This window comes from Streptantibioticus silvisoli (genome assembly GCF_027947535.2).
Classification (GTDB): domain Bacteria; phylum Actinomycetota; class Actinomycetes; order Streptomycetales; family Streptomycetaceae; genus Streptantibioticus_C; species Streptantibioticus_C silvisoli.
The window spans coordinates 39509-63483 of record NZ_JAAGKO020000050.1; the positions used below are offsets into that span (position 1 = coordinate 39509).

Annotated in this window: 14 protein-coding genes and 5 tRNA genes; 9 read left to right on the top strand and 10 right to left on the bottom strand. The window is 73.7% G+C overall.

From position 1 onward, the window contains the following. Window positions 1-504 precede the first annotated feature (504 nt). On the top strand, window positions 505-2127 hold the full coding sequence (locus POF43_RS27165; RefSeq protein WP_282704803.1) for a glycosyltransferase family protein: 1623 nt from the start codon (window positions 505-507) through the stop codon (window positions 2125-2127). A 394-nt stretch (window positions 2128-2521) separates the two neighbouring features. On the opposite strand, the gene POF43_RS27170 is transcribed toward POF43_RS27165, so the two are convergent. From POF43_RS27170 to POF43_RS27180, 3 genes are all read right to left on the bottom strand, one after another. After that, window positions 2522-8446, bottom strand: a complete 5925-nt coding sequence (locus POF43_RS27170) for a type I polyketide synthase (protein ID WP_271323672.1) — start codon at window positions 8444-8446, stop codon at window positions 2522-2524. A gap of 139 nt (window positions 8447-8585) precedes the next feature. After that, on the bottom strand, window positions 8586-9956 hold the full coding sequence (locus tag POF43_RS27175) for a glycosyltransferase (RefSeq protein WP_308217771.1): 1371 nt from the start codon (window positions 9954-9956) through the stop codon (window positions 8586-8588). A 48-nt stretch (window positions 9957-10004) separates the two neighbouring features. Beyond that, window positions 10005-11198, bottom strand: a complete 1194-nt coding sequence (locus POF43_RS27180) for a cytochrome P450 (protein ID WP_271323673.1) — start codon at window positions 11196-11198, stop codon at window positions 10005-10007. Window positions 11199-11451: 253 nt separating this feature from the next. Between POF43_RS27180 and POF43_RS27185 the strand changes: the two genes are divergently transcribed. After that, a complete protein-coding gene (locus tag POF43_RS27185) occupies window positions 11452-12924 on the top strand; it encodes an MFS transporter (protein WP_271323674.1) in 1473 nt (490 codons plus the stop codon). Between the two features lie 140 nt (window positions 12925-13064). On the opposite strand, the gene POF43_RS27190 is transcribed toward POF43_RS27185, so the two are convergent. From POF43_RS27190 to POF43_RS27205, 4 genes are all read right to left on the bottom strand, one after another. Beyond that, complete coding sequence (locus tag POF43_RS27190) at window positions 13065-14579, bottom strand: MFS transporter (protein WP_282704804.1); 1515 nt, start codon at window positions 14577-14579, stop codon at window positions 13065-13067. 115 nt (window positions 14580-14694) lie between these two features. Then, the gene (locus POF43_RS27195; RefSeq protein ID WP_271315838.1) at window positions 14695-15762 is read right to left on the bottom strand and encodes a fatty acid desaturase family protein; all 1068 of its coding nucleotides are present in this window, start codon (window positions 15760-15762) and stop codon (window positions 14695-14697) included. A 231-nt stretch (window positions 15763-15993) separates the two neighbouring features. Then, a complete protein-coding gene (locus POF43_RS27200) occupies window positions 15994-16161 on the bottom strand; it encodes a hypothetical protein (protein WP_271315839.1) in 168 nt (55 codons plus the stop codon). An 86-nt stretch (window positions 16162-16247) separates the two neighbouring features. Next, complete coding sequence (locus tag POF43_RS27205; protein ID WP_271315840.1) at window positions 16248-17240, bottom strand: DUF2156 domain-containing protein; 993 nt, start codon at window positions 17238-17240, stop codon at window positions 16248-16250. 158 nt (window positions 17241-17398) lie between these two features. Here POF43_RS27205 and POF43_RS27210 point away from each other — a divergent pair. The 5 genes from POF43_RS27210 (at window position 17399) to POF43_RS27230 (ending at window position 17965) form a co-directional block, all read left to right on the top strand. Next, window positions 17399-17489, top strand: a tRNA-Phe gene (locus tag POF43_RS27210). Window positions 17490-17517: 28 nt separating this feature from the next. Beyond that, window positions 17518-17608 (top strand) — tRNA-OTHER (locus tag POF43_RS27215). A 28-nt stretch (window positions 17609-17636) separates the two neighbouring features. After that, window positions 17637-17727 (top strand) — tRNA-OTHER (locus tag POF43_RS27220). Between the two features lie 28 nt (window positions 17728-17755). Then, window positions 17756-17846 (top strand) — tRNA-OTHER (locus tag POF43_RS27225). A gap of 28 nt (window positions 17847-17874) precedes the next feature. Next, a tRNA-OTHER gene (locus POF43_RS27230) sits at window positions 17875-17965 on the top strand. A gap of 109 nt (window positions 17966-18074) precedes the next feature. Here POF43_RS27230 and POF43_RS27235 read toward each other — a convergent pair. Beyond that, entirely contained in the window at window positions 18075-18698 is a 624-nt protein-coding gene (locus POF43_RS27235; protein WP_271315841.1) for a TetR/AcrR family transcriptional regulator, read from the bottom strand. Window positions 18699-19023: 325 nt separating this feature from the next. Here POF43_RS27235 and POF43_RS27240 point away from each other — a divergent pair, with 325 nt between their 5' ends. Both POF43_RS27240 and POF43_RS27245 read left to right on the top strand, forming a co-directional pair. Beyond that, on the top strand, window positions 19024-19515 hold the full coding sequence (locus POF43_RS27240; RefSeq protein WP_271315842.1) for a hypothetical protein: 492 nt from the start codon (window positions 19024-19026) through the stop codon (window positions 19513-19515). Window positions 19516-20019: 504 nt separating this feature from the next. Further along, the gene (locus POF43_RS27245) at window positions 20020-20817 is read left to right on the top strand and encodes an AfsR/SARP family transcriptional regulator (protein ID WP_271315843.1); all 798 of its coding nucleotides are present in this window, start codon (window positions 20020-20022) and stop codon (window positions 20815-20817) included. 222 nt (window positions 20818-21039) lie between these two features. Here POF43_RS27245 and serS read toward each other — a convergent pair whose 3' ends face one another. Together serS and POF43_RS27255 are read right to left on the bottom strand one after the other, a co-directional pair. After that, window positions 21040-22350: a serine--tRNA ligase gene (gene serS, locus POF43_RS27250; protein WP_271324206.1), complete on the bottom strand. Its 1311-nt coding sequence runs from the start codon at window positions 22348-22350 to the stop codon at window positions 21040-21042. Between the two features lie 18 nt (window positions 22351-22368). Further along, entirely contained in the window at window positions 22369-23907 is a 1539-nt protein-coding gene (locus POF43_RS27255; protein WP_282704805.1) for an APC family permease, read from the bottom strand. Between the last annotated feature and the right edge of the window lie 68 nt (window positions 23908-23975).

Below are 23975 nucleotides of genomic sequence, written 5' to 3' on the forward strand. Positions count from 1 at the left end.
CCGAGGGCGAGTTGACGGGTTCGAGCGGCTGTTTTGGGGCGGGTTGACGCGGTCGGGAGTCCGTCCGGGGGGCGGGTTGACGCGTTCGGGCGGCTGCCCGGGGCGCGAGTCGACGCGTTCCGCGGTCGTGCGGACGCCGCGCGGGGTGCCGGGTCCGACGCAGACGGGCATGGCACGACGCGGGCGCCTCGGTCCGTGGCGGCCGGTCGCCGGACGGCCCACGCACCGTCCCGCATACCGGGAGGGCCGTCCCGCGTGCCGAGAGGCCCCGCGACAGCGGGAGTGCGCCGGGACGGCACGGCCCCCTGCCACCGCCACCGCTCTCGGTCACCGGCCACCGGCCACCGGCCACCGGTCCGAGGCGACCCGGCCGGCGCGCTATTACCTGATGGCTCATCAGCTGCCGCCCGCGGGCATAGGGTTGGTGCCCGGGAACGGGCGGGTTCCCGTCAGCGCGGCGGCCGACAGGGGCTCACGCCCGCACGGCCACCGGAGGGACTCGGCATGCTGGAGCGACTGGCGGAGGCGACGGCCGGGCGGGTGCGGCGGGCGCCGGGGACCGGTGCGGCCGGCGCGTGCGGGAGCGCGCGGGCCGGGGCGTGGCTGCTGGTGGCGGTGGCCGTGTGCTTCACCCTGGTCCAGATGTCGGCGGTCACCTTGCGGATGCCGCTCGGCTGGGACGAGGCGGTGTACGCCAGCCAGTTCGGCAACCACGCGCCGGCCGCGTACTTCAGCGCCCCGCGCGCCCGCGGCATCAGCTGGCTGGCGGCGCCGGCGGTGCTGGTCACCGGGTCGGTGGTGGTGTTGCGGTGCTGGATGTCGCTGCTGGCGGCGACCGGCCTGGTGGCCGCCTACTGGCCGTGGCGGCGGCTGGTGGGCGACGGGGTCGCGGCGCTGGCGGCGGCGCTGTTCGCCGGGTTGTGGGTGGTGCAGTTCTACGCGGCCGAGGTCATGCCGAACCTCTACGTGGCGTTCGGCGCGGTCGGCACCGCGGGCTGGTTCCTGCGGGCGGTCGACGGGCGTGGTCCGGCGTGGCGTTGGCGCACCGGGGTGGCGGCGGGCCTGGCGTGCGTGGCGCTCATACGGCCGCCGGACGCGGGGTGGCTGACGGCGGTGCTGCTGGTCGCGGCGGCCGTGGTGCCCGGATGGCGGCGTGCCGGGGCGGCGTTGTGGGCGGTGGGCGGCGCGGTGGTGGGGCTGGTGCCGTGGGTGGTGGAGTCGTTCCGGCGGTTCGGGGGCCCGTTGGCGCGGCTGCGGACGGGCAGCGAGGTGCAGGGCGGCATGGGCTGGCACCTGGCGTTCGGGATGGAGCTGCGGGCGGTCGACGGGCCGATGCTGTGCCGGCCGTGCACGGCGGGCTGGCCGCATCCGGTGCTGACGGTGTGGTGGCTGCTGCTGCCGGTGGTGGCGCTGGCGGGGCTGGCGCTGGCCGCCCGGCGGTGGCGGGACCGGCTGGGGCCGCTCGTCCTGGCGTCGGCGTGCGCGGTGGTGATGTCGGTGCAGTACCTGTTCCTGCTGGACTACGCGGCCACCCGGTTCCTGATGCCGTCCTACGCGCTGCTGGCGCTGCCGGTGGCCGCGTTCGGCCTGGGGGCGCCCGGGGCACTGCGGGGGCGGGCGCCGCGGCTGGTGGCGGCCGGCCTGCTGTCGGTGCTGCTGGTGGCACAACTGGCCGGCCAGTACGCGGTGGTACGGCACCTGGCGGCCGGCGAGGCACGGCAGCGGGAGGCGCTGACCGGGCTGGCGGTGCGGCTCAACTCGCTGGGGCTGCGGGCGCCGTGCGCGCTGGTCGGCACCGACGTGCCGCCGCTGGCCTTCGAGGCGGGCTGCTCCTCCGAGGCGGTCGCCGGCAACAACGTGACGCTGACGCCGGCCGGGGTGGTGTCGCGGGCGGCGCGCGAACCGCTGGCGGCCGCCCAACTGTCGTCGCGCGCGCCCGGGTACGCCCGGCGCTGGCCCCGGTGCACGTTCGTCCTGACCGACGGCGCCCACTGGTACGTCTTCCGCCCGCCGCCCCCGGCCAGGCGGTGGGGCCCGTGCCGCACCCCGGCCCGGTCCGCCGCGCCGCTGACGGCACGGCACGGGGTGCCCCTGGTCCGCGACGCGGCGTTGACGCGTTCGCGGTGACCGGCGGGTGGCGATCGCGGCGGCGGCGACCGGGGTCCACGGCACCGGCGAACGGGACGGTGGCGGCACCGGCGAGGTGGCGGCACCGGCGGAGTCGCGGCGGCGGGGGTCGTTGCCCGGAGCGCCGGCCGGGCCGTGTACGCAGGATCGCGCGCGACAGCGGGAGTGCGCCGGGGCGATCCGGCTCCGGCCGAGGCCACTTGGCGGGACGGCGGAGCTGACGGCCAGTCAATTCGCTTATGGGGCAGGGACGCCGGACGCGGATCGGCTGACGGCGGTGCTGCTGGCCGCGGCGACCGCGGTGCCCGGATGACGGCTCAACGGGGGCGCGGTGCCGCCCGGGCTCCCGGCGCGCCCTCGCGCGCCCGGGAACCCGGGTAGCTCCTACAGATCGTCAGGCGGTCTGGTCCGGGGCCGGTACCAGCAGAGCGTCCAGGTGGGCGCTGAGGTGGCGGACCGAGGGGAAGTCGAAGGCCAGGGAGGCGGGCAGGGGCACCCGGAAGACCGCCTCCAGGGCACCGCGCACGGTGACCGCCATCAGCGAGTCCAGCCCGAGTGAGACGAACTCGGCGGAACGGTCGAGTTCGTCGTCGGCCGCCATGTGCAGGGTGGCCGCGACCCGGTCGGCCACCACGTCCGCGATGAGGGCGAGCCGGCGGGGCCGCTCCTCGGCGAGGAGGGCGTCCAGGTCCAGGGCCGGGCCTCCCGCGTCACCGGTGGCGGCGCCGGCCCGGGCCAGCCGCTCGTACAGGGCGTCGGGGACCGGCGTGGTGGCCGTGAACCGGCCCCAGTCGACGTCGCCCACCATCCGCTGGACCACGGGCCGTTCCAGCAGCTCACCGAGCGCGCGCAGGGCCCGGGTCGGGGTGAGGTGGAACAGGCCGCCGCGCCGGACCTCCTCGACGAGCCGGTCGTCCAGCCGGGCCGACATGCCGACCCGCGACCAGGCACCCCAGTTGACGGCGAGCGCCGGCAGGCCGCGGCGTGCCCGCCAGCCGGCGAGCGCGTCGAGGAAGGCGCTGGACGCCGCGTAGTGGGCGTGGGTGGCGTTGGGCACCACCATCATCGAGGAGATCGACGAGTAGCAGACGAAGAAGTCGAGCTCCTCGAAGGCCGCGCTCGCCTCGTGCAGCAGCCAGCCGCCGTAGACCTTGGCGGCGAACTGCCCGTCGATCGCCGCCCAGTCCAGCTGGGGGATCAGCGCCGCCCCGAGGGCACCGGCGGCGTGCACCACACCGCCGACCGGGTGGTCGGCGGCGAGCAGTTCCCCGGTGATCCGCCCGACGTCGCCGGCGTCGCCGACGTCACCGCGCAGGATCGTCACCTGCGCCCGCCGCGAGAGCCGCGCCAGGGCCTCCCGCGACTCGGGGGCCGCCCGGCCGGTGCGGCCGAGCAGGGCGATGTGCCGGGCGCCGCGGTCGGCCAGCCACTGGGCGGTGGCCAGGCCCAGGCCGCCCAGGCCGCCGGTGACCAGGTACGTACGGTCGGGCCGGATGCGCACCGGCGGGCGTCGCGCGGTTCCCGCCGCCGCCGGTTCGGGGTCGGCGCCGCCCGTCGTGCGGACCACCACCGCGGCGTCCGCCGGCGCGTCCGCGAGCAGGGCCAGCGCCTCGTCGGCCTCGTCCAGGCCGAGTACGGCGAGCGGGGCGCCACCGGACGCGACCGCCCGCACGGGATCGGTGCCGTCCGCGAGCGGCGAGACGGCGTCGGCGGGGACGGTCACCGTGGACCGCAGGGTGCCGCCGGCCCGCACCAGCACCCGGTCGCCCACCGCGAAGCCGGAGGCGGCACCCGCCGCGGTGACGCTGCCGGCCGCAGCGGAGCCGAGCACGGGGCCGTCCGCACCGTCCGGGTCCTCCTCCCCCGCGCACGGCGGCCGGGCGTCGCGTGCCGTGACCGCCGCGGCGGACACCGCGATCCGCACCTCGCCGCCCGCGGGGGCGGGGGCCGGTCCGGCGGGACGGACCGCGGCCCCCGTACCGTCGGCGGACGCGTGGACCGCGAAGTCGCCGTCCCAGGCCGGGGTGGTGTCACCGGCGAGCAGCCGCTGGACGTGGCGCACCCCGCCGCGGTAGGCGATCCGGTGGTCGTCCCCGCCGTCGGCGGCCCACTCCGCGAGCAGCCCCCCGGGTCCCTCGCCGGGGCCGAGGTCGACGACGGTCGCCCGCAGGCGCGGGTACTCGGCCAGGACCACCGGCCCGAAGCCCCACAGCGTGGCGGCGGCGAGCGCGTCGGCCGGCCCGGGGGGATCGCCGGGCAGCCACTGGGCGCCTGAGGTGACCAGCCACAGCCGGGGCGCGCCCGGCGCCCGGCCCAGGGCGGTGACCAGGGCCGGCAGGTCACGGTAGTTCAGCTCGCTCTCGCGGCGCAGCCGCCCGGCCGACATCGCGCCGCCCGCGGGCCGCCACAGCCAGCAGACGTCCGTCACCGACCGGTCCCGCAGGGCCTGCGCCAGCTCGTCGGCGCCGGTCACCCGCCCTACCCGGTGCCCGGCGAGCCGGGCCGCCGACGCGAGCGCCTCGTACGCGTCGTCCGCGCCGTGCACGACCAGGGCGTGACGCGGCCGTGCGACGGCGGCCGGCGCGGCGGCGCGGCGCAGCCAGCGCGTACGGTGCGTCAGCCTGCGCCGCTCGGCCGGGGGCTGCACCGGGGCCAGGCGCACGCCCAGCAGTTCCGCCACCGGGGCGTCGCCGTCCAGCAGCAGCAGATCCGTACCGTCCGGCGTGCCGGGGCGCAGCAGCACGGTGAGCCGGTCGCCGCGCGGCTTGCGTACCAGCCGCACGCTGCGGGCGGAGGCGAGGGTGAGGGCGGGCCCGTCCGCGTCGTGCGCGGCGAGCGCGGTGAGCGCCCCCTCCAGGATCTCCGCGGGCAGGTGTTCCACCAGCGACAGGCGGCCGCCGCTCAGTTCGGCCCGCGCCGCTCCCCCCGGGTGACGCACCAGCTCCCGCACGACCCGGTAGGAGGCGGCCACGTCGACCCCCGCGCCCACGAGGTCGTCGTAGAGGTCGTCGGCGCCGATCCGTTCGGCGCCGACCCGCTCAAGGCCGCCGGCGGTGTCGGTGGCGGACCGGCCTCCGGCGGCATCCGCAGCGGCCCAACCGCCGGCGGCATCCGCAGCCGACCAACCGCCAGCGGCATCCGCAGCGGCCCAACCACCGGCAGCGTCCGCAGCGGCCCAACCGCCGGCGGTGACCGGTTTCGTGCCGGCCCGGGACGGCAGCACGGCGTCGGCGTGCCGCACCCGCTGGCCGTCCCCGTCGCTGGTGATCTCCACCGCGTACCCCTCGGCCACCGGGGTGAGCCGGGTGCGCAGGGTCACGGCTTCGTCCTCCGGCAGCGGGACCGGCCGGTGCAGTCGCAGGTCGCGCACGCCTCCCGCCGGGTGGCCGTGCACCGTGTCCTGGAGCGCCAGGAGCGCGTCGACCAGGGCCGCCGCCGGCAGGACGGAACCGTCCGGGGTGCGGTGGGCCAGCAGCGGAGGGGTGTCGGCCGCCACCAGCGCACAGCTGAACTCGCGTACGCCCGGGGCCTGTTCGCCGTCCGTCATCTCGGTTCCGAGTACGGGGTGGTGCGCCGGTCCGGTGCCGGTGCCGCGCAGGGCGGCGGCCTTGACGGGCAGCCAGTGGCGCTTGCGGTGGAAGGCGTAGGTGGGGATGTCGGTGAGCGCCGGACGCGTGCCGTGGTAGCCCTTCCAGTCCACGGTGAGTCCCGCGGTGTAGTACGCGGCCAGGTTGCGCAGCAGGGTCGACACCCCGTCGCCGCGCCGGCTCAAGCTGGTCAGCCACACGTGGTCGGCGGGGTCGAGGCAGCGCTGCGCGAGGGCGGTGAGCGCGGAGGAGGGGCCGATCTCGACGAAGGCGTGCCGTTTGCGCGCGGCCAGGGTGCGAACCGCGTCCAGGAACCGCACCGGTGCGCCGATGTGGCGCACCCAGTAGTCGGGGTTGTCCACCTCGCCGCGCCGCACGCGACGGCCGGTGACGTTGGACAGCAGGGTGAGCGAGGGGTCGTGGAACTCGATGTGTTCGATGGCGGCGCGGAAGTCGTCGAAGACCTCCCGCATCAGTGGCGAGTGGAAGGCGTGCGAGACGGTCAGCGCCTCGGTCCGGACGCCGCGTTCCCCCAGTTCGGCGACGACCTCGGCCAGCGGGGCCCGGGCGCCGGAGACGACGCACTGGTCCGGCGCGTTCACCGCGGCCAGGGCCAGGTCCGCGCGGCCGGCCAGCAGGGGCAGCACCTCCTCGGCGGGCGCCGACACCGCGACCATGCCGCCGGCGGCGGTGACCGACTGCATCAGCCGGCCGCGGGCGGCGACCAGGGTGACGGCGTCGGGGAGGGAGAAGACGCCGGCCACGGTGGCCGCGACCACCTCGCCGATGCTGTGGCCGATCAGCGCCAGCGGCGTCACCCCCCAGGACATCCACAGCCGGGCCAGCGCGTACTCCAGGGTGAACAGCGCCGGCTGGGTGCAACGGGTGCGGTGGATCTCCTCACCGTCGGCGGCCGTGCCCAGCAGCAGATCGCGCACCGAACGCCCCAGCGCCGGTGCGAAGAGCGCCTCGCAGGCGTCCACCTGCTCGCGGAAGACCGGAAAGCGCGCGTAGAGACCGGCCGCCATGCCCGGGTACTGGGCGCCCTGGCCGCTGAACAGGAAGGCCACCTTGCGCGCCCCGGCGGGTGCCTCCCGGTCCGGCCGTTCCGCCTCCCGGTCCAGGAACGCCCGTAGCTGCGCGCTGTCGGCGACCGGGGCGGCGATCCGGTACGGAAAGTGGCTGCGGCCGAGGTTCGCGGTCGCGCAGAAGGCGTCCGGGTCGGTCTGCGGACGCGCGGCGAGGTGGGCCCGGTAGCGTTCGATCTGCCCGCGCAGCGCCGCGGGGCTGGCCGCGGAGAGGGTGAGCACGGCGGGCGGGGCCGTCCCCGGCGCCGGGGCCGGGGTGGGGAGCGGCTGCGGCGGTTCCTCCAGCACGGCGGCGGCGATGGTGCCGGCGAACCCGAAGCTGTTGACGACGGCCCGCCGGGTGGGCGCCTTCCACGGCTCGCAGGCGGTGGGCACCCGCACCGGGTACAGCTGCCACGGGATGCGGCCGGACGGCGTGGTGAAGTTGAGGTGGGGGTAGATCGTCGAGGAGCGGATCTGCAGCACCGACTTGACGACGCCGACGATGCCGGAGGCGGGCTCCATGTGCCCGAGGTTGGTCTTCGCCGAACCGACGACGAGCGGTTCCTCCTTGGTGTGGGAGGCGCCGAACACGTCGTTGATGGCGCCGAGTTCGATCGGGTCGCCCAGCGGCGTGCCGGTGCCGTGGGCCTCCACGTACTGGATGTCGCCGGGTTCCAGCAGGGCCGCACGCAACGCGGCCCGCAGCACCCGCTCCTGGGCGGGCCCGTTGGGCGCGGTCAGGCCGGCGCTCTGCCCGTCCTGGCCGACGGCGGTGCCCCGCACGAGGGCGAGGACCTCGTCGCCGTCCCGGGTGGCGTCCGACAGGCGCTTGAGGACGATGACACCGCACCCCTCGGCGCGGGCGTACCCGTCGGCGGAGTCGTCGAACGTCTTGCACCTGCCGTCCGGCGCCAGCATGTTGGCGTCGGAGAACATCACCGGGATCCGCGGATGGTGCAGCGCGTTGACCCCGCCGCACAGGGCCAGGTCCGTCTCCCCGCCGCGCAGCGCCTGTACCGCCATGTGGAGGGCGGCGAGCGAGGAGGAGCAGGCGGTGTCGACGCTGACGCTCGGACCGCGCCAGCCCAGGAAGTACGACAGCCGGCCCGACAGCGGGAACATGGTGATGCCGGCCGCCAGGTGGCCGTCCAGTTCCTCGTAGGGCAACGCGTCCAGTTCCAGGGCGTAGTCGATGGAACTGGCGCCGATGTACACCGAGCCGTTCCCGCCGCGCAGCGCGGCGGGGTCCAGCCTGGCGTGCTCCAGGGCCTGCCACGCCGTCTCCAGCACCATGCGCTGCTGGGGATCGATGTACTGGGCCTCCTTGGGGGAGATCTTGAAGAACGGCGCGTCGAACAGGTCGACGCGGTCGAGGAATCCCCCGCCGCTCGTGCGGATCTTCCCCCGCTCGTCCGGGTGGTCGGGGTCCGGTGTGAAGGCCGCCACGTCCCAGCGGTCCTCGGGTATCGGCCGGATGCCGGAGCGGCCCTCGCGCAGGAACGCGTCGAAGTCGTCGAGGGATTCGCAGCCGCCGGGAAACTTGAGCCCGATCCCGACGATCGCGATCGGCTCGTACCGGTCCAGCAGCAGCCGGTCCGCGTCCTGGTGCCGGTCGCGTGCCGCGTCGAGGATGGTGTCGAGGTAGCTGTGGGCAGGGCGCATGCCGGGATCGCTCCTTGGTCCGCGGTTCTCCCGCGGCGGGCGCCCGGCGGCGGGCGCGTCGGTGGCCGGCGGGTCGAAGCGCTGCGGGAATGGGCGGGCCGCGGTTCCCGCCCGGCGGCCGGGCGGGAACCGCGCGGTCTCAGCGGGTGGGGCCGGTCAGGGCGCGGACCGCGGCCGCCAGGCCGTCCTCCCGGCGCAGTCGCTCGCCGAGGGCGGCGGCCCGGGCCGCCACCGCGTCCGTGGTGATCTCGCCCAGCGCGTACGTCAGGTGGTCGAGGTCGAGATCGAGGTAGCGCCCGCAGCCGCCGACGCCGAGCCGGGTGACGCGGTCGCCCCAGAACGGCTGGTCGCTGAAGACGGTGCTGATCCAGGTCGGCCGCCCGGCGGTGAGTCCGGCGGCCGTGGTGCCGGCGCCGCCGTGGTGGACCACGGCCCGCACCTGGGGGAAGAGCCAGTCGTGGTCGATCTCGCCCACCAGCCGAACGGTGTCGGGCAGTTCCCCCAGACCGGTCAGGTCCGACCAGCCGGCGCCGACCAGCAGCCGCAGCCCGGTGCGTGCGGCGGCGGCCACCACCAGCTCCAGCACCCGCGCCGGGTCCAGCACCGGCATGCTGCCGAAGCCGAGGAAGACCGGCGGCGGCCCGGCGGCGAGCCAGTCGGCCAGCCCGTCGGGGACGTCGGCCTCACCGACCCGGCGGCGCACCTCGGCCGGCAGCCGCCAGAAGCCGGTCACGAGGTTCTCCCGCCCCCATTCCCGGGGACGCGGCACGACCTCGGTGCTGAACGCCTGGAGGGTGGGCAGCCCCAGGTCGCACGTCCAGGTCAGGGCGGCGCTCGGCGCGGGCTCCAGGCCCAGGCCCGCGCGGAAGGCGTTGACGTCGTCCTTCTTGCCGGCCCAGTAGATCTCCTCGGCCATCCGGTGGGTCTCGCGGTGGTACTCCCGCTCCGGTACGCCCGGCGGTACCGCCTGCGGGGTCAGCGGCTGCGGGAACTCGTCGGTCATCAGCCACGGGGTGAGGTGGCCGAGCACGACGGGGATGCCGTGCGCCTGGGAGACGGCGAGCCCGTAGTCCTCGGTGTTCACGCCGGTGACCAGCAGGTCGCACTCGCCGGCCACCGCCAGCACCGTGCGGGCGATGCTGTCCGCGGCCCCCGACATCATCGCGGCGATGCCCTGGAGGTAGGCGTCCACGTCGCCCGCCGCGAGCCAGCGCCGGCCCTGCTCGGAACGGAAGACGGCACGCACCTCCAGGTCGATCTCGGTGAACTTGGCGTCGACGCCGGCCGCCAGCGCGACCGCGTCGGTGGGGGCGGCGAGGGAGACCTCGTGGCCCGCGCCGATCAGTGCGTGCGCCAGCGCCACGTAGGGTTCGAAGTCACCCCGGCTGCCTACAGTCGCGATTCCGATTCTGATGGTCCTGCCTCCGTCCTGCTCGTGGGGTGCCCGGCCGCACGGCCGGGCGGGGCCGGGAGGGTTCCCGGCCGGTTCACGCCCGGCGGGCGCGCCGATCGCGCCGGTACGCCCGCCGCGGGGCCGCCGAACCGGCGGGGCGGTTCCTCACCAGGTCACCGGCAGGGCGCTGAGGCCGTGCACGAGCGAGTCGGTGCGGAACGGCAGCCGGTCGCGGTCGACGGCGAGCCGCAGGCCGGGCAGCCGCCGGAAGACCGTCTCGATGGTGATCTCCAGCTCGGTCCTGGCCAGCGGGCCGCCCGGGCAGAAGTGCGGGCCGTGACCGAACGCCAGGTGGCGGGTGTTGTCCCGGTGGATGTCGAAGTCGGCCGGGTGCGGGAAGGCCCGCTCGTCGTGGTCGGCGGCGGGGATGGACAGCAGGACCGCGTCTCCCGCGGCGATCGCGGCGCCGCCGATGTCCAGGTCCTCGGCGGCCACCCGGACCACGTTGTCCTGCGCGATCGACCAGTACCGCAGCAGTTCGTCGGTGACGGGGGTGAGCAGTCGGGGGTCCTCGCGCAGTTCGGCGAGCACGTCGGGCCGGTCGAGCAGGGTGAGGATGCTGAGCGCGAGCTGGTTGGCCGTCGTCTCGTGGCCCGCGACGAGCATCAGCCGCACCATGGCGACGAAGTCGTCGTGCGACAGCTCGCCGGTGCGCACGTACCGGGTGGCGAGTCTGCTGAGCAGGTCGTCGCGGGGCTCGCGTTCCCGCGCGGTGGCCAGCTGGTCGAGGTAGCGGGTCGTGGCGACGAACGCGTCGAAGGCGGCCTGCGGCTCGCCCTGGTTGAGCAGTGCGCCGGTGTTCTTCTTGAATTCCTTCATATCCTCGTCGGGAACACCGAAGATCCGTGCGATGACGATGCACGGCAGTGCCAGTGTGAAACCCGCGTGCATATCGGCAGGTTTCTCGCCGGCCTCCAGCGCGTCGATCAGCTCCTCCGCCGCCGCCATAATGGCGGGGCGCATTTCCTGGGTGCGGTAGGCGGTGAATTCGGGGGCGATCATCCTGCGGTGGGCGCCGTGTTCTGGCTCGTCCATCCGCCAGAAGGAAACGGCCCGAGGGGGAACGGGGAACAGCAGGCGGTTGGGGAAGTTGGGGTGCTGGTCGTCCACGCTGAGGCCGGGCTCGGCCAGCGCCCGGCGGACGTCCTCGTGTCGGGTGATCAGCCAGGCGGACTGTCCGCCGCGCAGCGAGACCGTGCGCGGCGGGCCCTCCCGGAACTCGGCGAGGGCGGGGGGCGGCAGCATCGGACAGGCACGGGCAAGCGGCCACGCTGCGGGAGGCGCGGTGGTCTCACTCATTCTTCATCCTCGCGGTAGCCGGAACTGATCGGTATCGACGGGCGAGTGCAGGGGGGCACCATCCTTGTCGTCCCGCTGATACCGGGCTGACGCCGGGCTGATACCGCACTGACGGAAACCCCCCGCAGCCGATATCGCGCCAACGAATATGCCATTTCACCGAATCGGTCGACAACCGGCCGGGAGTCGGCAACAATCCACCTCTCCGACACATGTCCGACGCGGCGTCGCTCCGCGCCAACGGAGGGTTTTCATGGCCACTGAGGAGACGACCGCCGCGGGGACGACCGCGGCGCGGGAGACCGCGCCGGGCGCCGGACCGGGATGGGGCCCGCTGATCCTGGTGTCGCTCGGGACCTTCATCACCGTTCTGGACTTCTTCATCGTGAACGTGGCGATCCCCGACATCCGCGGGAGCCTGCACGCCGACTCCGTAGCGGTCCAGCTGGTGCTGGCCGGCTACGGGCTCCCGCTGGCCACCCTCATGATCACCTCGGGCCGGATGGGCGACCTCTACGGCCGCCGGCGGATCTTCGTCACCGGCATCTCGCTGTTCACCGTGGCCTCGGCCTGCGCCGGCCTGGCCCACAACCCGGGCGAACTCATCGCGGCCCGGGTCTTCCAGGGGGTGGCGGCCTCCCTGGTCACCCCGCAGGTGCTGGCCATCCTCGGCACCGTCTACGAAGGTCGGCGCCGGGCGGTCGCCTTCAACGTCTACGGGCTGGCCATCGGGGTGGCCGCGGTCTTCGGGCAGCTCATCGGCGGCGTGCTGATCGTGGCCAACCCCGCCGGCCTGGGCTGGCGCACCATCTTCCTGGTCAACGTGCCGATCGGCCTGGCCGCCGCGGTCCTCGTGCCCCGCGTCGTGCCCGAGTCGCGCGGCGGGCAACGCGCCCGGCTCGACCTGGCCGGCACCCTCCTGGTGGCCGTCGGCCTGCTGGCGATCGTGCTGCCGCTGACCGAGGGCCGCGAACTCGGCTGGCCCGCCTGGTCGGTGGTGCTGCTGGTGGCCGCCGTTCCGCTGCTGGCCGTCTTCGCGCGGCAGCAGCACCGGCGCAGCACCCGCGGCGGCTCCCCCCTGGTGCACACCTCGCTCTTCCGCGAACGCGCCTTCTCCGTCGGCCTGCTGGGCATGGTCTGCTACTACGCCACGATGGGCTCGTGCTTCCTGGTGCTGTCCCTCTACCTCCAGCAGGGCCGCGGTCTGAGCCCGCTCGGCTCCGGCCTGCTCTACCTGCCGATGGGCGCCGGCTTCTTCCTGGCCAGCAGCCTCGCCGGCAAGCTGGTCGCCCGGTGGGGACGCCAGACGCCGGCCGTGGGCGCGCTGCTGGTCGCGGCCGGGTACGCGGTGCTGGCCGTGGTGGTTCCGGGCACCGGCCTTCACGGTTCGGTCGGCTGGCTGATCGCGCCCTTGCTGGTCGCCGGGTTCGGCATGGGCGCGGTGATGGCGCCGTTGTCCTCCCTCGTGCTCGCGCCGATCGCCCCCGAACACGCCGCGGCCGCCTCCGGGGTGCTCTCCACCGCCCAGGAGATCGGCGTCACCGTGGGCACCGCGGTGATCGGCGGCATCTTCTTCCAGTCGGTGGGCGACCAGGTGCGTCCGGCCGACACCCCGGGCGCGTTCGGCGTCTGCCTCACGGTGCTGGTGGGGCTGCAACTGGTCGTGGCACTCCTCGTCCAGCTGATGCCGCGCGGGAACGGACCGGAGCCGTCCGCCGCCGCCTGAGCCGGCGCACCCGCAACGCCCGCACCGCCGAGCGCGGTGCGGGCGTTCCGGGTCGGCGGGCGGTGCGGGCGTTCCGGGTGGGCGGGCGGTGCGGGCCGGCGGCGTTCGCCGGGCGGTGCGGGCGGCGGCGCCGGGGTTCCTCAGCGGGGGGCGGCGTCCACCGGCGTGCCGGTGGAGCGGGGGGCCAAGGTCGCGACCAGCAGGGCCAGCAGGGCCATCGCGGCGCCGACCAGGGCCAGCGCCGGGCCCGCGCCGTAGGTGGTGAGGACGGGCAGCAGCGCGAAGGGCAGGACGCCGGCGCTCAGTTTGGACAGGGAGTAGGCCAGGCCCGCGGCGGTCGAGCGGATCGAGGTGGGGTACTGCTCGGCCATGTACACGTGCGAGCCGTTGGAGAAGACGTTGCTGACCAGCGTGTAGCCGAAACCGCAGGCGATCAGCCACAACGAGGAGTGGACCAGGGCGAAGCCCATCCCCAGGGCGGTCATCAGGCAGGCGGAGACCGCGATCAGGACCCGCCGCTCGACCCGGTCGACCAGCGGCAGGGTGAGGGCGGAGCCGACCGGATAGCCCAGGAAGGACAAGGCGGTGTACCCGAGCCCCTGGACGATGCCGTAGCCCTTGGCGGCCAGGATCAGCGGGGCCAGGGAGCCGAATCCGTAGTAGCCGACCACCGACAGCACGCACACCGCCCACAGGACCGCGGTCCGGCGCCGGTACTCCGGTTCGAAGATCAGCCGCAGCCCCGGCCGGGGCTGCGCCGCCGCGCCGGCGGCGGCATCCGGGGCGGGGGTGGCCGGTACGGGGGCGGCCGGTACGGGGACGGCCGGTACGGGGACGGCCGGCGTGAGGGCGGCTGGCGTGACCGCTGCCGGTGCGGGGGCAATCGGTGCAGGGGCAACCGGTGCGGCGGCAGCGGCCGGCTCGGGCCGCCCGCGGTCCGCCGCCGAACCCTCCATCCGCTCCAGCAGCCGTTCCGCCTCCGCGATACGGCCGCGGGAGGCCAGCCAGCGCGGCGATTCGATCAGTCGCCGGCGCCGGATCCACACCAGCGCCGACCCGGCGGAGCCGATGACGAACAGCCAGCGCCAGCCCGCGATCCCCAGCGGCGTCAGCGGGACCAGCCACAGCGCCGCGAACCCCACCACCGGGACCCCGCAGTAGGCCAGGGTGTAGGCCCACGAGGTGAACCTGCCGCGTTGCGAGGCCGGCAGGACGTCCGCCAGGTAGCAGTCGGACAGCGTCTGCTCGGCGCCGATACCGACGCCGGCCAGGAAGCGGGTGGCGATCAGCCAGCCGGCGTTCGGCGCGAAGGCTCCCAGCAGCGAGAAGCCGGAGTACAGCGCCAGGTTGGCCAGGAACGCCCTGCGGCGCCCGATCCGGTCGGCCAGCCGGCCGAGCACGATCGCGCCGACGAACTGGCCCAGGAACGCGGAGGCGATGACCAGCTTCAAGGTGGTGCCCCCGAAGCTGAAATCGCCCTGGAGGACCTTGGAGATGGTGCCGGACAGGTTGTTCTCGTAGGTGTCGAAGAGCAGCCCCACCCCGATGACGGCGGTCAGCCGCCGGTGCATCGGGGTGATCGGCATCCGGTCCAGCCGGTCGGCGATCGCGGCGAACGCCATCGGGGGCCGCACGGTCACGGTGGTCCGGGACATGGGGACTCGGTTCTTCCTCTTCGGGCCCCTGCCGGGGCGGTGACCGCGGCGCACCGGCCGGCGGGGCCGGCCCGCGGCCCGGCCGCGCCGGCCGACGGGCCGGGACCGGTACGGGTCACCCGACCGGCTGGGGGCGCTTGCCGACCTCGCCGCGCCGGATCGGCGCGCTCACCTTGTGCAGGTACCGGGCGACCTCGCGGTACGAGGCCCAGAAGCCGACCTCGTGGTAGGGGATGCCGCGCTCGGCGCAGTAGGCGCGGGTCAGCACCCGGGCCCTGGCCAGGTTCTTCTGCGGCATCGCCGGGAAGAGGTGGTGTTCGACCTGGTAGTTCAGGCCGCCGTAGAGGAAGTCGATGACCAGCGAGGGCCGGATGTTGCGCGAGGTGAGGACCTGCCGCTCCAGCCAGTCGAGGGTCTCCTCCTCACCGTCGCGGATCTGCATCCCCTTGTGGTTCGGGGCGAAGATGAGGCCGAAGTAGACGCCGAGGGATGCCTGTTGCACCAGGATGAACACCACGCCGAACAGCGGCGGGAGCACGGTGAAGACGGCGCCGAGGTAGAGCACCGCGCGCGCCAGCAGCAAGGTGGTCTCCAGCACGCGCCGCTTGGCCTGCCCGCCGGTGAGGGCCTTCACCGCGGTCTTGTGCATCTTCAGGGATTCCAGCACCAGCAGCACGAAGAACAAGGTGGACTGGTAGCGGACGATGAACCGCTTCACCCCGCGCCGGGCGGCGTACTGCTTGAGGTCGAAGATCGCGGTCCGGCGCCCGATGTCGGGGTCCATGTCGAGGTGGTTGGGATTGCTGTGGTGCCGGTTGTGGTGGTTGACCCACCACCCGAAGCTGACACCGTTGACGAAGTTCGCGTGGAAGTAGCCGACGGCGGAGGCCAGTCGCTTGTCGCGGAACATCGCCTTGTGTCCGGCGTCGTGCCACATGAAGGCGCTCTGCGCGCCGCACAGCCCCATCCACAGGGCCACCAGCAGCTGCCACCGGCTGTCGCCGAGGGCGAAGAACGTCACCAGACCGGCCACCAGCAGCGCCGTGTTCAGGGTCAGCCGGCCGACGTAGTACCGCGGTGCCAGGTCGAGCAGCCCCTCGGCCTTGACCCTTTTCAGCAGTTCGGCGAACGTGGCGGACGCGCCCGGTTTCTGCGTTACGGGCGGGACATGCGGGGTTTGCATGTGCGTTCTCCTCGGCGCGATCGGGACGTTGACGGGGCGGTGCGGAAGGGGCGATGACGGACGCCGGGCCGGGCCGTCGCGGGCGGGCCGGCGGCCGTGGGCGGCCACGGCGGTGCGGGGCGGGTGCGGATTCGCCCGAAGCGCGGTCCGGTCGCGGAATCCCGTACGCGGGACGCGTCGTGACGCGGCCGCACGGCCCAGCTTCCTTCATGGCGCTGATATCCCACTGATTCAGGCGGTGGCGGTCCGGGCCTCGCCGGCCAGCCGCTCGTCGAGCGAGAGCACCGCCCGGTCCGCGGTCCGCGCGAGCTCCTCGTCGTCGGGACTGCCGATGATGCCCATGAGCAGTTCCACCAGCGAGTGCCGCAATGCGTCCGTGCTGAGATTCAGTTCGCTCACAGTGATCTCCTCCGATCCAGGATTTCGATGCGCGGGGATACGGGACGCCGCGAGAGGTGCGCTTCGCGGCCGGCCGCACGGAAAGGTCAGAACGCCTTGCAGGCACGGAAGATGTGGGCGAAGCCGGCCAGTGAGGGCCCGCCCTGGAAGGCGACGTACTCCGGGATCAGCAGATCGGGCGCCCACTTCTGCTTGTACGCCAGCTGGGTCTGCGCCGGGTACAGCGCGGCCCCCTCGGCCCACAGAAAGTGCATCAGCCACTGGAACGACGGGCTGTGGGACGGGAGTTCGTTCTCCTCGCTCAGGCCGGTGAACGGGGTGAAGCCGAAATGCAGCCACTCCACGCCCTCGCCGCGGAACACCTCGATGGCGTGGGCGTTGATCGCCTCCATCAGGCCGGGCGAGCCTTCGGGTATCCGCCGGCTCAGGTCGTGCATCCAGCCGGTGCGGGTGCCGTACACCGGTGAGTAGGAGATGTAGCCGACCGGGGCGCCGTCGATCGTCCCGACGAACAGCCGGCGCAGCGCCTGGGCCGGTCCGCCGATCTGGCCCACCAGGAACTCCAGTTGCGGCGCTCCGCCCTTGGAGCCGAGCCACGCGCCGTCGATGGCGGCCAGCGCGTCGCCGCAGGAGTCCGCGTCGACCTCGGTCACCTGGAGCCCGTTGCGCAGCGCGCGGGAGATCTTGTTGCGCAACTGCATGAAACGGGTTCCGCGCAGCGTCAGTTCCGGCACCCGGACCGCCCAGGACGCGCCGATCTGGTTGACGGTGAAGCCGCGGCGCGCGTAGGCGTCCGCGTCCTGGCGCTGCAACTGGACTCCGACCAGCCGCAGTTCCTGCTCCCGCAGGTGGTCGAGGAAGCGGGTCAGCAGCGCGTCGTAGTCGCCGGCGTCGGCGAAGGGACCGCCGAACTGCACGGCGAACCTGCCGGTGCGGCGGTAGACGATCACGCCGTCGAGGCCGGGCGCGGTGAAGGTGAGATTTCCGCTGTTGAGCGCCAGGAAGGAACTGGGGTTCTCCGCCCGGGTGTGCCCGCTGATGGCTCGCAGAATTGGATCTTCGGTCGATATGACAGACACAGTCGATCCTTTCTCGAAAGGAATTACGACGAGAAATTAGAGCACCGACCGGCAGGGAACGGAAGGGAGAACAGGCGTCAGCAACACGTCAGCGGTGTGTCAGAACCCCCTGGCAATGTTGTCCTTGTGAACGGCACGGGAGACCGGGCCGGAAACACGGAGAGGTGCCCGGAGCGGTTTATCGGGGGCCCGGGGAAACCCGGGCCGGGTTCAACAGAACCCACGCAGGTTCAAATCCTGCCCTCTCCGCAGCGGCCGCACACCAGCCGCGCACCAAGGAGAGGTGCCCGGAGCGGCCAATCGGGGACCAGGGGAAACCCAGGCCGGGTTCAACAGAACCCACGCAGGTTCAAATCCTGCCCTCTCCGCAGCGGCCGCACACCAGCCGCACACCAAGGAGAGGTGCCCGGAGCGGCCAATCGGGGACCAGGGGAAACCCAGGCCGGGTTCAACAGAACCCACGCAGGTTCAAATCCTGCCCTCTCCGCAGCGGCCGCACACCGGCCGCACACCAAGGAGAGGTGCCCGGAGCGGCCAATCGGGGACCAGGGGAAACCCAGGCCGGGTTCAACAGAACCCACGCAGGTTCGAATCCTGCCCTCTCCGCAGCGGCCGCACACCGGCCGCACACCAAGGAGAGGTGCCCGGAGCGGCCAATCGGGGACCAGGGGAAACCCAGGCCGGGTTCAACAGAACCCACGCAGGTTCAAATCCTGCCCTCTCCGCAGCGTCAGCGGCGCCCCGGCGGACTGCCTTCTCGGAGTCCGCCGGGGCGCCGCCGTTTCGCGGTGTGCCGGGTCGGCGGAGAAATGCCGGCCCGGGTACCGGGCGCGGTCAGCGGCCCGCCGCTTCCGGCAGCGGCGGCCCGCCCAGCGCGCGGTGGGCGAGGTCCAGGACGCAGCGCAGGACCTGTTCGCCGTCGATGCGGTCGCCGGTCGAGATCAGGTTGTCCAGCAGCCGCTCGGCGCCGTGGTAGACCATCGAGAAGACCCACTCGGGCTGCTCCGCGTGCACCGCCCCCTGGGCTGCGCCTTCGGCGATGAACCCCGACAGGGTCGTCATCAGTCGCTCGTTGGACGCCGCGCAGACCTCCGCGACCCGTGCGTCGGTCGTCCCGTAGACCAGCCGGCGCAGTTCCGCATGCGCTATCACGTGCCGGACCAGGGTCGCCAGGAGTTCGTCGATGGTCGACCACCATTCCTGACCCCGGGCCAGGATGCGCTCGGCGCTGAGGTAGAACTCGTCGAGGTACTGGCTCCATAACGCACCCAGTACGTGTTCCTTTGTCCTGAAATGCAGATAGAAAGTGCCCTTCGCGATACCGGCCGCTTCGGTGATGTCCGCGATTCTGGTCTCGGTGAACCCGGTCGCATCGAACACATTCCGGGCGGCCCGCAGGATATCGCCCCGTCGCGCTTCAGGATCCTTACTGACCCGCTTACGTCGCCCCGACGTCACGGTGTCCCCTGTCTCTCGTTCCTTCCACGGCCGCCGCTGCGGTACGGAAAGCTAAATTCAGACATTCGGCGGAGTATGGTCTGTTGACTGACTGTCGGTCAGTCGATAACTTTGATCTCGCTGAGATTACACCTCGCAATTCACTGTTGCTCCCGCCTTATCAGCAGGAACTGGGAGGTGGGGGTGCGAGTCTCCACTATCGAATGCCCCGGCGGGGGCCAGTCCGGGGCAGCCGCCGGAGCGGCCCGGGGATCAGGCGGTCCGCCTGCCGCGATACCGTCCCGTCCTGTCCCGCGCCGTCCGCTTCTCCGTCTCGGAGGCTCATGTGAAGACCGGGCAACTCGCCGACGCCTACGAGGAGTTCCTGGCCGTCGTCCAATCGATCACCGCGTCGGGTCCGCTGAGTACGCGGGTGCAGGCACAGATCGACCTGACCCTGGCCCATGTCTTCCTCGCCGACCGCGCCCTGGTACTGGTCGCCCGCCAGGTCCTGGCCGGGGACCTGGCACAACTGGACAACGGCGACGCCATGTCGCGCACGGTCCTGGGCAACCTCATAGCCGGCACCAGCCACGCGGAGCGGGTGACCGCCGTGCGGCAGGAGATGCGGACACTGCTGCGGCTGCTGCGGGCGATCCCGCAGGAGGCCGCCGACATCGCCGTCACGGTGCGGCTGGTGGACCACGACAGCGAGCAGATCTTCCAGGAGGGGCTGCGCTGGGGCGACCTGATCGAGGTGCGGGCGCAGGAGCACGTGCCGGGCCACTCGCGGCTGCTGGCCGAACTGCTGGCCCGCGAACGGCCGGCCGGCGGCTGACGCACCCGAGTGCGGGGCATTCGGGCCGGGACCGCGGTCCCGGCCCGTCCGCACGTCCGAAGACGCGCGCCGGACGAAAAGCCGACGTCACCGGGCGGCCCGGAAAGAAAGAATCGCGCCGCGCCCCGCTCTTGATCTTCCCGACAGACCGTTTCCGGACGGCGGCAGCAAGGATCGCGCCACGCATGGGGGGTTCCTGGTTTATCGAACGCGCGACCAAGGCAAAATCATCGCCGAGGGAATCGGGGAATCGACGGCCGAATGGGCGGGTTCCGAGTGAACCGCCGCCCCGACCGAAAAGAACCTCCGCCCTTGCGCAGTTTCCTTCGCACAGATGATCGGCGTTGTAATCTTCCTCTCGGGCCGGCCGCTCCTCCCCTCCGGACGCGACAAGGGCACGCGTACCCCGCCGCGCGTGCTGTTCCGCGGTTCCAGGACCCGCCCGGCCCTGCTCGCCGATGATGCCTGTCTCCGTTTCCACTCCACAACGGCAAGGAGAACGGTGTGCTGAACTTCTCGGTACTCGGAGCGTTACAGATCTGCGCGGGCGACGAAGCTGTCGAGATCTGCGGTGATCTTGAACGCGTGCTGGTGCAGACACTTCTGGTCAGCGAGGGCCGGCCCATCCCGGCGGAGACGCTCGCCGAGGAGATGTGGGGCGACCACGCTCCGGACAACCAGGCCAACGCCCTGCAGGCACACGTCAGCCGGGTCCGGCGCCGGCTGCGCGCGCTGGAGCCGGAGCGCAGGCAGCAGCGGTTGGTGCTGCGCCCCTCCGGCTACTGGCTGACCGTGGAGTCCGGCGAGCTGGACGCCGTGCGGTTCACCGAGGGCGTCAAGGCGGCCGCCGCGACGATGGCCGAGGGACCGGAGGCCGCGTCGAAGCTGCTGCGCGAGGTGCTGGCGCTGTGGCGCGGCGAGGTCTTCGGCGCGCTGCCGGCCGGGCCGATCTGTCAGCTGGCGGCCGCGCGGTACGAGGAGATCCGGCTGCGGGCCATGGAACTGCTCTTCGACGCCGAACTGGCGCTCGGGCGACATGACGCCATCCTGGTGGAACTGACCGAGGCGCACATCGGCAACCCCCTGCGGGAACGGTTTTGCAAGCACCTGATGCTCGCGCTCTACCGGGCCGGCAGACAGGCCGACGCGCTGGAGATCTACCGGCGCATGTGGCGGCGGCTGTCGGAGGAACTCGGGGTACAGCCGTCCCGGGAACTGCGGGGGCTGGAGCACGCGATCCTCTCGCACGACACGGCCCTGGCGCCCGCCGGCGACGTGACCGGCGTGCTGCGCTCCGCGTGACGCGGCGGCCGCCCGCGCACCCCCGGCGCCGTGCGGCCGGCCCGCCGGCCCGCCGCACGCGCGCCCCGGCCGGGGCCCGGCCCGGTCGACGGCACCGGCCGTCCGGCCCCGGGTCGGACGGCGCAGGGCCGCACCGGCGCGCCCGGCGGCGCAAGGGCCGCAAGGACGCACCCGGCGCGGGGCCCGCGCCGCCCGCGTCCGGCCGGCGGGCATCCGCCGCCGTCACGCTCCGGTACGGCCGCCCGGCGTGATCACCCGGAACCCGGTGTACGGCACCAGCGCGTCCGGCAGCACCACGCTCCCGTCGGCGCGCAGCCCGTTCTCCAGCAGCGCGGCCACCGTCCGGCCGATGGGCAGGGCGGAGCCGTTGAGCGTGCACACCGGGGTCTTGCGGTTCCGCTCGGCGCGTTGGCGTATCCCGGCCCTGCGGGCCTGGAAGGTGCCGCAGTCGGAGACCGAGGAGATCTCCCGGTAGGCCGCGCTGCCCGGGAGCCAGACCTCGATGTCGTAGGTCGCCCGGGCGGAGAAGCCCATGTCCCCGGCCGGGAGCAGCACCACGCGGTACGGCAGTTCCAGCCGGCGCAGGCACTCCTCGGCGTGCCCCACCATCAGCTCCATCTGCTGGCGGGCGTCCTGCGGCGAGGCGCAGATCCGGACCAGTTCCACCTTCTCGAACTGGTGCAGCCGCAGCAGGCCGCGGGTGTCCCTGCCGTGGCTGCCGGCCTCGGCGCGGAAGCACGGGGTGTGGGCGGTGAGGGCCAGCGGGAGGTCCTTGGCGTCGAGCACCTCCCCGGCCACCAGGTTGGTCAGCGGGACCTCGGCGGTGGGGATGAGGAACAGCTCGCGCTCCCCCACCCGGGTGGCGAACAAGTCCTCCTCGAACTTGGGTAGTTGACCGGTGCCGGTCATGGTCTCCCGGTTGACCAGGAACGGGACGCAGTACTCGGTGTAGCCGTGCTCACCGGTGTGGAGATCGAGCAGGAACGAAGCCAGCGCCCGTTCCAGCCGGGCGCCGGCGCCCCGGCTGACGCTGAAGCGGGCACCGGAGAGCCGGGCCGCCCGGGCGGTGTCCAGGATGCCAAGACGTTCGCCGATCTCGGCGTGGTGGCGGGCGCCGCCGGGGATCTCGCGGACCGGCGGGCCGCCGCACCGCAGCTGAACGGCATCCTGTTCGGTGCTCCCGTCGGGCACGCTGTCCAGCGGGATGTTGGGCACGCCCAGCATCAGGGCGGCCGTCTCCTCCTCGGCGGTCCGCGCCCGGGCCTCGGCGGCCTGGACGGCGCGGCGCAGCTCGCGGAGCGCCTCCCGGTCGGCCGGCGCCCCGCCGTCCGCCGTCCCGGCACCGGCCGCGGGTGCGGGCCGGGTGCGGGAGACGGCCTTCAGTTCGGTCCGCAGGCGGGTGACCTCCGCCTGGGCCGCGGTCCTGCGCCCGTGCGCGGCGGTGACCGCGCCGATGTCGAGGTCGTATCCGCGGCGCTTGAGCCGGCGTACCGCTTCGGTCTCCGGCGCGATCAGTTCCCGTATGTCGTGCACGAGTCTCCTTCGCGGGGGTCAGCGGTCGTGGACCGGCGAGCCGGGGGCACCGGGGGCGGTGGCGGTCGCGCCGGTGGCGGCGGCGGCCGGTGCCGGGCCGGCGGGCGGGGCGGGGTCCGGGACGCGTTCGATCTGCCCCAGGGCCCGGTAGCGCCCCGGGTGGGCCGACCTGAGCCAGCCGGCGTAGCCGGCGCCCACCACCGCGGCCACCGGGATCAGCCAGGGCAGGTAGGCGACGAGGGTGCCCGGCTTGCCGGTGATCATGTCGAAGTTGGCGATGACCAGCCACAACGAGACCAGCAGCCCGGCGAAGCCCAGCACCGGGGCGACGCCCTCGCGCCACCAGTGGGTGCCGCCGCCCTTGAAGCGCAGCCCCAGCACGGAGGCCGCGGCGATAGCCTGCAGGGCGATGATGCCCACCGTGCCGAGGCCGAGCATGCTGGTCGTCAGGTCCGCGTACGGGTCGAGCCCGGCGACCGCGAAGCCGGCGACGACGAGCACGGTCAGCACGTTCTGCACCACGCTGGCCCGGTGCGGGGAGCCGTGCCGGGGGTGCAGGGCGCTCAGCGACCGCGGCAGCAGCCCGTCGGCGGCCAGCGTCTGGGTGTAGCGGTTGGTCGCGCAGTGCAGCGCCAGGCAGGCGGCGAGCAGGCTGGTGCACAGCAGGATCTGCAGCACGGTGGCGCCGGCCCCGCCGAGGTAGTCGCCGCCCAGCCGGAAGAAGAAGTCGCCCATCTGCCGGCCGGCGACGCCCTGGACCTTGCCGGGGCCGACCGCGCCGACCGCGATCCAGCTGGTGAGGGCGTAGAAGCCGGCGATCAGCACCACGGCGCCGTAGGTGGCGCGCGGCACGCTGCGGCGCGGGTTCTTCGCCTCCTTCCCGTACAGCGCGGCGGACTCGAAGCCGATGAAGGAGATGAAGCAGAACGCCAGCGTGACGCCGAGTCCGGGGCCGGCCGCCCGCGCGGGGCTGAAGGACGACAGCGGCAGCGCCCCGAGGCCGTGCCGGACGAGGACGGCGATGTCCAGCACGCACAGGATGCCGACCTCGCCGAGCATCATCAGCGTCAGCAGCCGGGCGCTGAGCGCGATCTCCCGGTAGCCGAGCACCGCGACGAGCGCCAGGCCGGCCGCCGCGCACCACTCCCAGGGCACGTGGACGCCGTGGTCGGCCAGGACGAGGTGGGTGAAGTAGCCCAGCGCGCCGACGAGTCCGAACGTGGCGCAGTTGTACGAGACCACCGCGACGTACCCGGTCGCGGCGGCCGGCGGGCGTCCCAGGCCGTCGGCGACCGAGACGTAGAAGCCGCCGACGCCGCCGGTGCGGCGGGCGCTGACGGCGAAGCCGACGGAGAAGCACAGCAGGGTGATCCCGGCGAAGGTGAACGCGGCGGGCACCCCGGCGCCGGTGCCGAAGGCGATGGCCAGCGGGACGGTGCCGACCATCGCGGACAGCGGCGCGGCGGCGGCGACGATCAGGACGAGGATGTGGCGGGTTCCCAGGTGCCCGCCGGAGACCGGGTTCGGACTCCGGCCGGCGGGACGGTCAGCGGACATGGCGCTTCCTCGGGTGAGTCGGGGATCGGGCTCGGGCTCGGGCGGGTCGGGGGGCGGGGTGCTGGGCG

Excerpts from the sequence above, each read along its gene's own strand:
- POF43_RS27190 (WP_282704804.1), bottom strand. The coding sequence starts at position 14,579 with ATGTCCCGGACCACCGTGACCGTGCGGCCCCCGATGGCGTTCGCCGCG.
- POF43_RS27185 (WP_271323674.1), top strand. The coding sequence starts at position 11,452 with ATGGCCACTGAGGAGACGACCGCCGCGGGGACGACCGCGGCGCGGGAG.
- POF43_RS27170 (WP_271323672.1), bottom strand. The coding sequence starts at position 8,446 with ATGCGCCCTGCCCACAGCTACCTCGACACCATCCTCGACGCGGCACGC.
- POF43_RS27195 (WP_271315838.1), bottom strand. The coding sequence starts at position 15,762 with ATGCAAACCCCGCATGTCCCGCCCGTAACGCAGAAACCGGGCGCGTCC.
- POF43_RS27180 (WP_271323673.1), bottom strand. The coding sequence starts at position 11,198 with ATGAGTGAGACCACCGCGCCTCCCGCAGCGTGGCCGCTTGCCCGTGCC.
- POF43_RS27165 (WP_282704803.1), top strand. The coding sequence starts at position 505 with ATGCTGGAGCGACTGGCGGAGGCGACGGCCGGGCGGGTGCGGCGGGCG.
- POF43_RS27255 (WP_282704805.1), bottom strand. The coding sequence starts at position 23,907 with ATGTCCGCTGACCGTCCCGCCGGCCGGAGTCCGAACCCGGTCTCCGGC.